This window comes from Streptococcus infantis (genome assembly GCF_001579645.1).
GTDB classification, from domain to species: Bacteria; Bacillota; Bacilli; order Lactobacillales; family Streptococcaceae; genus Streptococcus; species Streptococcus infantis_E.
The window spans coordinates 1-9,538 of the sequence record NZ_KQ970819.1 but is presented as its reverse complement, the minus strand read 5'-3'; the positions used below and the strand labels follow the sequence as shown (position 1 = coordinate 9,538).

At 39.9% G+C, this 9,538-nt stretch carries 8 protein-coding genes; 6 read left to right on the top strand and 2 right to left on the bottom strand.

Features of this window, described 5'->3' with window-relative positions; genetic code table 11:
* The first annotated feature begins 216 nt into the window (after positions 1–216).
* The 4 genes from SINDD18_RS04375 (at position 217) to SINDD18_RS04360 (ending at position 4,201) form a co-directional block, all read left to right on the top strand.
* On the top strand, positions 217–2,469 hold the full coding sequence (locus tag SINDD18_RS04375) for an ATP-dependent Clp protease ATP-binding subunit (protein ID WP_061863245.1): 2,253 nt from the start codon (positions 217–219) through the stop codon (positions 2,467–2,469).
* An 88-nt stretch (positions 2,470–2,557) separates the two neighbouring features.
* Complete coding sequence (locus tag SINDD18_RS04370) at positions 2,558–3,007, top strand: NUDIX hydrolase (RefSeq protein ID WP_045762885.1); 450 nt, start codon at positions 2,558–2,560, stop codon at positions 3,005–3,007.
* Positions 3,008–3,070: 63 nt separating this feature from the next.
* Complete coding sequence (locus SINDD18_RS04365) at positions 3,071–3,370, top strand: DUF1827 family protein (protein ID WP_000767183.1); 300 nt, start codon at positions 3,071–3,073, stop codon at positions 3,368–3,370.
* A gap of 198 nt (positions 3,371–3,568) precedes the next feature.
* Positions 3,569–4,201 carry a GNAT family N-acetyltransferase gene (locus tag SINDD18_RS04360; protein WP_061863244.1) on the top strand — a complete coding sequence of 211 codons (633 nt, stop codon included), beginning with the start codon at positions 3,569–3,571 and terminating at the stop codon, positions 4,199–4,201.
* A 34-nt stretch (positions 4,202–4,235) separates the two neighbouring features.
* On the opposite strand, the gene metK is transcribed toward SINDD18_RS04360, so the two are convergent.
* A complete protein-coding gene (gene metK / locus SINDD18_RS04355) occupies positions 4,236–5,426 on the bottom strand; it encodes a methionine adenosyltransferase (protein ID WP_000003967.1) in 1,191 nt (396 codons plus the stop codon).
* A 238-nt stretch (positions 5,427–5,664) separates the two neighbouring features.
* Positions 5,665–6,363: a GntR family transcriptional regulator gene (locus SINDD18_RS04350; protein WP_045762883.1), complete on the bottom strand. Its 699-nt coding sequence runs from the start codon at positions 6,361–6,363 to the stop codon at positions 5,665–5,667.
* Positions 6,364–6,502: 139 nt separating this feature from the next.
* Between SINDD18_RS04350 and guaA the strand changes: the two genes are divergently transcribed.
* Positions 6,503–8,065 carry a glutamine-hydrolyzing GMP synthase gene (guaA, locus tag SINDD18_RS04345; protein WP_060955503.1) on the top strand — a complete coding sequence of 521 codons (1,563 nt, stop codon included), beginning with the start codon at positions 6,503–6,505 and terminating at the stop codon, positions 8,063–8,065.
* Between the two features lie 90 nt (positions 8,066–8,155).
* A protein-coding gene (locus SINDD18_RS10380) for an IS3 family transposase (RefSeq protein WP_153014421.1) occupies positions 8,156–9,504 on the top strand; the annotation gives its coding sequence in 2 pieces (ribosomal slippage) (positions 8,156–8,597 and positions 8,597–9,504; 1,350 coding nt in all).
* Positions 9,505–9,538 lie beyond the last annotated feature (34 nt).

Sequence of the window (9,538 nt, the reverse complement as noted above, 5' to 3'; positions counted from 1 at the left end):
GCCTTTCACCAACGAGAATCCTTTTTGTATGACAAATAGGTTTTTTTCTTGCTATCAAGATTTTCTCACGATTAGCGCTCTTCTATTTATAGTGCTAGTATCCAATCTTTTTACTTGAATTGCCCAATAATCATGATATAATTAAATTATATACTTGTTTGACTATTTTTGACCTTTTAAATTTAGTCAAGACTAAGAAAGAAATGAGGTGGCGGTATGCTCTGTCAAAACTGTAAAATCAATGACTCAACGATTCATCTTTATACCAATCTCAATGGACAACAAAAGCAAATCGACCTTTGTCAAAATTGCTACAAAATTATCAAAACAGATCCTAACAATAGCTTATTCAAGGGCATTACAGATTTAAACAACCGTGATTTCGATCCCTTTGGAGACTTCTTTAACGATCTCAACAACTTTAGACCTTCTTCTAATAACAACAATATCCCCCCAACTCAGTCAGGGGGTGGATACGGTGGAAATGGTGGCTATGGTTCCCAAAATCGTGGTCCTGCCCAAACCCCACCACCAATCCAGGAAAAAGGACTCTTGGATGAATATGGTATCAATGTTACTGAGATTGCCCGTCGCGGAAATATTGACCCTGTAATTGGCCGTGACGAAGAGATAATCCGTGTCATTGAAATCCTCAACCGCAGAACAAAAAACAACCCTGTCCTCATCGGCGAGCCCGGTGTTGGTAAGACAGCTGTTGTCGAAGGTTTAGCTCAGAAAATTGTTGACGGTGATGTTCCCCATAAGCTTCAAGGCAAAGAAGTCATCCGCTTAGATGTCGTTAGCCTTGTTCAAGGAACAGGTATCCGAGGTCAGTTTGAAGAACGCATGCAAAAACTCATGGAAGAAATTCGTGAGCGCGAGGATGTTATTCTCTTCATTGACGAAATTCACGAAATCGTCGGTGCTGGTTCTGCTGGAGAAGGGAATATGGATGCAGGAAATATCCTAAAACCAGCTCTTGCTCGTGGCGAACTCCAATTAGTTGGTGCTACTACCCTCAATGAATACCGCATCATCGAAAAAGATGCTGCCCTTGAACGTCGTATGCAACCTGTTAAAGTTGACGAACCAACTGTTGAAGAAACCATCATTATCCTGAAAGGTATTCAAAAGAAATACGAAGATTACCACCACGTTCATTATACCGAGGGCGCTATCGAAGCAGCTGCTACTCTTTCTAACCGCTACATCCAAGACCGTTTCTTACCAGACAAGGCCATTGACCTCCTAGATGAAGCTGGTTCAAAAATGAACTTAACCTTGAATTTTGTAGATCCTAAGGTCATTGACCAACGCTTAATCGAAGCAGAGAATCTCAAGGCACAAGCAACCTGCGATGAAGATTTTGAAAAAGCAGCCTACTTCCGTGACCAGATTGCCAAATACAAGGAAATGCAAAAGACAAAGGTAACGGATCAGGATACCCCAATCATCAGCGAAAAGACGATTGAACACATCATCGAACAAAAGACTAATATCCCAGTTGGTGACCTTAAGGAAAAAGAACAGTCTCAACTCATCAACCTAGCAGATGACCTCAAGGCTCATGTTATTGGTCAAGATGATGCAGTTGATAAAATCGCTAAGGCTATCCGTCGTAACCGTGTTGGACTCGGTACTCCAAACCGTCCAATCGGTAGCTTCCTCTTTGTTGGTCCTACCGGTGTCGGTAAAACAGAACTTTCTAAACAGCTGGCCATCGAACTCTTTGGTTCTGCTGACAGCATGATTCGCTTTGACATGAGTGAATACATGGAAAAACACAGCGTGGCTAAACTCGTTGGTGCCCCTCCAGGATACGTAGGCTATGATGAAGCAGGTCAATTGACTGAAAAAGTTCGTCGTAACCCCTACTCACTGATCCTCTTGGATGAAGTTGAAAAAGCCCATCCAGATGTTATGCATATGTTCCTTCAAGTCTTGGATGATGGTCGTTTAACGGATGGTCAAGGTCGTACTGTTAGCTTTAAAGACGCCATCATTATCATGACCTCAAATGCAGGTACAGGTAAGGCAGAAGCTAGTGTTGGATTTGGTGCTGCTAGAGAAGGCCGTACTAACTCTGTTCTTGGAGAATTAGGCAACTTCTTTAGCCCAGAATTCATGAACCGTTTTGATGGCATTATCGAATTCAAGGCCCTCAGCAAGGAAAATCTCCTTCAAATCGTTGATCTCATGTTAGATGATGTCAATCAACGTCTCTCAAGCAATAACATCCATTTAGATGTAACAGATAAGGTTAAAGAAAAACTTGTAGACCTTGGTTATGATCCAAAAATGGGAGCTCGCCCACTCCGTCGTACCATTCAAGATCATATCGAAGATGCAATCACGGACTATTACCTTGAAAATCCAAGCGAGAAAAACCTCAAAGCCGTCATGACTAGCAATGGTAAAATCATGATTAAATCAAAAAATAAATTGGAAACAGTTGACTCAAATGACTAATTCCACATACTAAAAGAATGTTCTTACTTGACAGTAAGAGCATTCTTTAATATGATAGAAAGAAAGCGCACACATAAAGGAGAAATTTATGACAAATCCAACCTTTGGAGAAAAAAAAGAGGGTGTAACCTACAAAACTAGATATGGTGTTTATGCAGTCATCCCTGACTCAGCACATGAAAAGATTATCCTCGTTCAAGCTCCAAATGGTGCATGGTTCTTGCCTGGTGGCGAGATTGAAGCAGGCGAAGATCATTTTGAAGCTCTCAAACGAGAACTAATTGAAGAATTAGGTTTTACAGCTGAGATTGGCACTTATTATGGACAAGCAGATGAGTATTTCTATTCCAGCCATCGTGATACTTACTACTACAATCCAGCCTATCTCTACGAAGCTACTTCTTATCAAGAAATCCAAAAACCTTTGGAGGACTTCAATCATCTAGCTTGGTTCCCAATCGATGAAGCCATTGCTAACTTAAAGCGTGGCAGTCATAAATGGGCAATTGAAGCTTGGAAAAAACAGCATCAAGTTTAAATTAACTTTTCCAATTTTTCCAAAAAGTGCTATAATAGAAATAGAAACACAGGAGGAAAGCCTATGAAGCTCATCAACACTACTAATTCTCACTCAAACCTTGTTAAAAGCCAACTGGAGAGTACCGACGCTACACTCGTAGAAGTCTACTCTGCAGGCAACACTGATGTTATCTTTACTCAGGCACCGCTTCATTATGAAATCCTCATTTCCAATAAACATCGTGCTATCCGCGAACAAGAAATAGAAAAAATCCAAGAATTTTTCTTGAATCGCAAGATCGAAAAGCAAAATATCGATGAAGCTAATATCAAGACCCTCTACTCTGAAAAATTGATTGAAATCTCAATCCCAACAAAATAAAACTTAGCTATATTTGGACAACACTCTAAAAATTCTAACTTTTTAGAGTGTTCTTTGTCTGTCTAATCCTATATTCTAGAATCAGATTCAGTGTTACAGAAAGAGTTTTCTAACAATCTTTCAACTTACTAAGTTTGGCAATATTTTTGTAAAAACTCGGTTATTATAATTTACTAACAATAAAAAAGGAGCTCATAAATGGAGAACATAGTATACAGAAAAGCCAGGCTAGACGAATACCAAAAAATTGGAAAAGTAATAGCCGATAGCTTCTTTGACTATCCATTCTTAACTCTAATCATAGATGATCTCAAGAAACCTGAAAACTATCCTGCTTTCTTAGAACTCTTGGAAAGTCTCCTTACTCGCCTCTATATCAAAGAAGAGACCTGCTTAGTAGCTGAACAAGACGGAGAAATCCTAGCTGTCGCCTTATTACAACAAAATGATTTTTCCATCCTATCTTACTTGCTAAATGGTGTCATAAAACTGTTTCGCTACATTAGCCCACGAAATTTTTTGAAGTATCTTGATTTAGTAGACCGTTCCGAAGAACATTTGAAAAAATCTAATAGCTTTGACTGGTATTTGATGCTCCTTGCGGTCAATCCATCTGTTAAAGGACAAGGAGTGGGCAGTGCTTTTCTTAGAGACGCAGTTGAGCCCTATGTCAAATCCAAGGGCTGCAAGCGCTTAGGGCTCATTACCAGTACAGAAAAAAATGTTCCATTCTATAAAAAGAATGATTATGAATTGCTAGATTTTATGGAGTTAGAGTACGGGACTAAGTCTATTGGAAACTGGGCTTTTTTAAAGACTATCAATAAATAACTAAAAAAGGAGTTTAAATCAACTCCTTTTTACTTTATTTAACTGCTTCTTTCAAGGCATCAACCTTATCCAAGCGTTCCCATGGAAGATCGATATCTGTACGTCCCATGTGTCCATAAGCCGCTGTTTGACGGTAGATTGGACGTTTCAGATCAAGCATTTGGATGATTCCTGCTGGACGAAGGTCAAAGATTTGACGCGCTGCTTTTTCAAGCTTGCTTTCAGCTACTGTTCCAGTACCGAAGGTATCGATACGAACAGATACAGGTTGAGCTACACCAATGGCATAAGCCAATTGAACTTCTGCTTTCTTAGCGAGACCTGCAGCAACGATGTTTTTGGCAATGTAGCGAGCTGCATAAGAAGCTGAACGGTCAACCTTAGTCGCATCCTTACCAGAGAAGGCACCACCACCGTGACGTGAGTAACCACCATAAGTATCCACGATGATCTTACGACCAGTCAAACCTGAGTCTCCTTGAGGTCCTCCGATAACGAAACGACCGGTTGGATTGATGAAGAATTTAGTTTCATCGTCAAGATAAGAAGCTGGAATCACTTCTTTGATAACCTTGTTAATCACGTCCTCATGAATTTGTTCATTGCTAACTTCTGGATCGTGTTGAGTTGAAATAACAACTGTATCCACGCGCACTGGCTGGTCATTTTCATCATATTCAACAGTAACTTGAGATTTAGCATCTGGTCGAAGATAGCTAATTTCACCAGACTTACGAAGCTCTGCCAAACGACGAACCAACTTGTGGCTGAGTGAGATTGGAAGTGGCATGAGTTCTTCAGTTTCATTAACCGCAAAACCAAACATGAGACCTTGGTCTCCAGCTCCAATCAAATCAAGTGGATCTTGATCTGCGTTTCCACGAACTTCCAAGGCTTCATTAACACCTTGGGCGATATCTGGAGATTGCTCTACCAATGATGGATGAACTCCTACTGTTTCAGCTGAGAATCCATACTCAGTGTTGGTATAGCCAATCTCTGCAATCGTATCACGTACCACACGGTTAATATCTACATAGGCATTGGTTGAAATTTCACCAAAAACATGAACTGAACCAGTGTAAACAGCTGTTTCAGCAGCAACGTGGGCTTCTGGATCTTGCTCTAAAATAGCATCCAAGATAGCATCTGAAATTTGGTCTGCAATCTTATCTGGATGCCCCTCAGATACAGATTCAGACGTGAATAATTTACGTTCTGACATAAAAATGTCCCCCCTTAAAAAATATTCGTTATAGAGTTACAAAGTACTGGTAGAGGATCGATAAACGACCTTCACTACCACCTTATCGGGACCATATAACCTAACTATTATAACACGAATCTTTGAAAAATACTCGTATGATTACTATTTTTCTTAATCGGAAAATGTTTTCTAATCTTAACCAAATAAAAACTCTTAAAGTGGATAGGATTCCCAACTTCAAGAGATTTCTTAAAAACTAATTATTTTCTAGATAAAACTCAAAACGTTCTCCGACGTATTGGCTCTTTACATACTCGAAAGCTGTACCGTCATCAAAGTAAGAAACCTGAGTCAGTCCTAAAATAGCATGACCTTTTTCTACTTCTAGATAATGAGCAATCTTTTCCTTGGCTAAGCGAGCATAAATAGTCTGGTGAGATTTCCCAATTCGATAACCATGTTTCTGTAAGGTTTGAAAGAAGTGCTTGGTTACTTCTTCCTTCTTAAAATTTTTGATAAATTTCTCAGGAATAGATGCTACTTCGTAGACTACAGGAACTTGATCTGCATAACGAACACGTTCCATACGAATAATATTTTCAGTGGCCTTGATCCCTAATTTTTCAACTTCTTGCTCATTAGGAATAGTCCGACGATAGGAAATCAGATGACTCGATGGTGTTTTCCCCTGAGCCTTCACAATTTCCGTAAAACTGGTCGTTCCACGCATTTTTTCCTGAACACGAGTACTAGAAACAAAGGTCCCGCTACCCACACGACGCTCCAAAACTCCTTCCTCGACCAAAAGGGAGATGGCTTGACGCAGGGTCATACGGCTAACCTCAAATTCCTCAGCTAAGTCTCGCTCACTTGGAAGTCTTTCTCCAATTTTCCAATTTCCCTCATCAATACCTTTTTTGATTTGGTCGTGAATTTTCATATAAGCTGGTAACATGCTTGCTCACTTCTTTTCTTTATTTTTCCATTGTACCCTATCTCATGGGGAAAAGTCAAACTGCACTTGTTTGGTTGGTAATTCTGGGGCATTTATGATAGAATATTCAAGAAGATATTTCTTTTAAGAAAGGGAAAAGATGACCAACATTTCAACTGATTTGCAAGATGTCGAAAAGATCATCGTACTGGACTACGGTAGCCAGTATAACCAACTTATCTCACGTCGTATCCGTGAGATTGGTGTCTTTTCAGAACTAAAAAGTCACAAGATTTCGGCTGACGAAGTCCGTGCTATCAATCCTATCGGGATTGTACTTTCAGGTGGTCCAAACTCTGTTTACGAAGAAGGATCATTTGATATTGATCCAGAGATTTTTGAACTTGGAATTCCAATTTTAGGAATCTGCTACGGTATGCAGCTATTAACTCACAAGCTTGGAGGAAAGGTTGTTCCTGCAGGTGATGCTGGTAACCGTGAGTATGGACAATCCACTCTTACTCACACCGAGTCTGCTCTTTTTGCGGGTACTCCAGATGAGCAACTTGTCTTGATGAGCCACGGGGATGCTGTTACTGAAATTCCTGCTGATTTCATTCGTACTGGTACATCAGCTGACTGTCCTTATGCATCAATCGAAAATCCAGACAAGAAAATCTATGGTATCCAATTCCACCCAGAGGTTCGTCATTCAGTTCACGGCTATGATATCCTTCGTAACTTTGCCTTGAATATCTGTGGTGCCAAAGGTGACTGGACTATGGATAACTTTATCGAGATGCAAATCAAACAAATCCGTGAAAAGGTTGGAGACAAACGTGTTCTCCTTGGTCTTTCAGGTGGTGTTGACTCTTCTGTTGTTGGGGTTCTCCTCCAAAAAGCCATCGGCGATCAATTGATCTGTATCTTTGTAGACCACGGTCTTCTTCGTAAAGGAGAAGCTGACCAAGTTATGGATATGCTTGGTGGTAAGTTTGGTTTGAACATTGTCAAAGCAGATGCTGCTAAACGTTTCTTGGATAAACTTGCTGGTGTATCTGATCCTGAACAAAAACGTAAGATTATCGGTAACGAGTTTGTCTATGTCTTTGATGACGAAGCAAGCAAACTAAAAGATGTGAAATTCCTTGCGCAAGGAACTCTTTATACAGACGTCATCGAGTCAGGTACGGATACTGCTCAAACTATTAAATCTCACCACAACGTTGGTGGACTTCCAGAAGACATGCAGTTTGAACTCATCGAACCACTCAACACTCTTTACAAGGATGAGGTTCGTGCCCTTGGTACTGAACTTGGTATGCCAGACCACATCGTGTGGCGCCAACCATTCCCAGGACCAGGTCTTGCTATCCGTGTTATGGGTGAAATCACTGAAGAAAAACTTGAAACTGTTCGTGAATCAGACGCAATCCTTCGTGAAGAAATCGCTAAAGCAGGTCTCGACCGCGACATTTGGCAATACTTCACTGTTAACACTGGCGTTCGTTCCGTAGGTGTTATGGGTGATGGCCGTACTTACGACTATACTATCGCTATCCGTGCCATCACTTCTATCGATGGAATGACAGCTGACTTCGCTAAGATTCCATGGGAAGTTCTCCAAAAAATCTCAGTCCGTATCGTAAACGAAGTTGACCACGTTAACCGTATCGTCTACGATATTACAAGTAAACCACCTGCAACTGTTGAGTGGGAATAGAGTAAATAAGTTAAAAAAAGCCTAGAAATCAATATTGAACTGCACCCCCAAAGTTAGACAGAAAAAATCTAACTTTGGGGGTATTTTATTATGAAATTAACTTATGAGGATAAAGTTCAGATCTATTCACTTAGGAATCAAGGTCATAGCTTCAAGGAGCTTTCAAAAAGATTTGATGTAGATTTTTCTGGGCTAAAGTACATGGTGAAATTAATTGACCGTTATGGAATAGAGATTGTCAAGAAAGGTAAGAATTGTTATTATTCTCCAGAACTAAAACAAGAAATGATTGATAAAGTCTTACTTGAAGGTCGTTCACGTAGAAGTGTCAGCCTTGATTATGCTCTCCCAAACCAAGGAATGCTTTCAAATTGGCTGGCACAATACAAGAAAAACGGGTATACTATTGTTGAGAAAACAAGAGGGAGACCATCTAAAATGGGACGTAAACCGAAGAAAAAGCCTGAGGAATTGACAGAGTTAGAGCGTCTACAAGAAGAGCTGCAATACCTAAGAGCGGAGAATGCCATTCTAAAAAAGTTGAGAGAACTCCGATTGAAGGAGGAAAAAGAGAAAGAAGAAAGACGGAAATTGTTCGAGAATTAATCGCTGATTTTTCGTTAGATATTCTTCTAAAAGCCATTAAACTCGCTCGTTCTACCTACTACTATCACTTGAAACAGCTAAACAAACCAGATAAGGACCAAGAGCTTAAAGATGAAATTCAATCCATTTTTACCGAACACAAGGGAAATTATGGTTATCGTCGGATTCATTTAGAACTAAGAAATCGTGGTTATCTGGTCAATCATAAAAGAGTTCAACGCTTGATGAAAGTACTCAATTTACAAGCTAAAATGCGACAGAGACGCAAGTATTCTTCTCATAAAGGAGACGTTGGCAAGAAAGCAGATAACCTCATTCAACGTCAATTTGAAGGCTCTAAACCAATGGAAAAGTGCTACACAGATGTGACAGAGTTTGCCATTCCATCAAGCAGTCAAAAGCTCTATTTATCGCCAGTTTTAGATGGCTTTAATAGCGAAATTATCGCCTATAATCTTTCTAGGTCACCGAACTTAGCACAAGTAAAGACGATGTTAGAACAAGCCTTCTCAGAGGAATACTACGAGAATACTATTCTCCATAGTGACCAGGGCTGGCAATACCAACACAATTCTTATCATCAGTTCTTAGAGAGTAGGGGGATTCAGACATCCATGTCACGTAAGGGTAACAGCACAGACAATGGCATGATGGAATCTTTCTTTGGCATTTTGAAATCCGAAATGTTTTATGGCTATGAGAAGACCTTCAAATCACTTAACCAATTGGAACAGGCTATTGTAGACTATATTGATTATTACAACAACAAACGAATTAAGGTAAAACTAAAAGGACTTAGTCCTGTGCAGTACAGAACTAAATCCTTTCAATAATTATTTGTCTAACTTTTTGGGGTCAGTACATTTT

What these genes read in the sequence shown, in the direction of transcription:
- SINDD18_RS04360 (WP_061863244.1), top strand. Translation starts at nt 3,569, where the DNA reads ATGGAGAACATAGTATACAGAAAAGCCAGGCTAGACGAATACCAAAAA.
- metK (WP_000003967.1), bottom strand. Translation starts at nt 5,426, where the DNA reads ATGTCAGAACGTAAATTATTCACGTCTGAATCTGTATCTGAGGGGCAT.
- guaA (WP_060955503.1), top strand. Translation starts at nt 6,503, where the DNA reads ATGACCAACATTTCAACTGATTTGCAAGATGTCGAAAAGATCATCGTA.
- SINDD18_RS04350 (WP_045762883.1), bottom strand. Translation starts at nt 6,363, where the DNA reads ATGTTACCAGCTTATATGAAAATTCACGACCAAATCAAAAAAGGTATT.
- SINDD18_RS04370 (WP_045762885.1), top strand. Translation starts at nt 2,558, where the DNA reads ATGACAAATCCAACCTTTGGAGAAAAAAAAGAGGGTGTAACCTACAAA.
- SINDD18_RS04365 (WP_000767183.1), top strand. Translation starts at nt 3,071, where the DNA reads ATGAAGCTCATCAACACTACTAATTCTCACTCAAACCTTGTTAAAAGC.
- SINDD18_RS04375 (WP_061863245.1), top strand. Translation starts at nt 217, where the DNA reads ATGCTCTGTCAAAACTGTAAAATCAATGACTCAACGATTCATCTTTAT.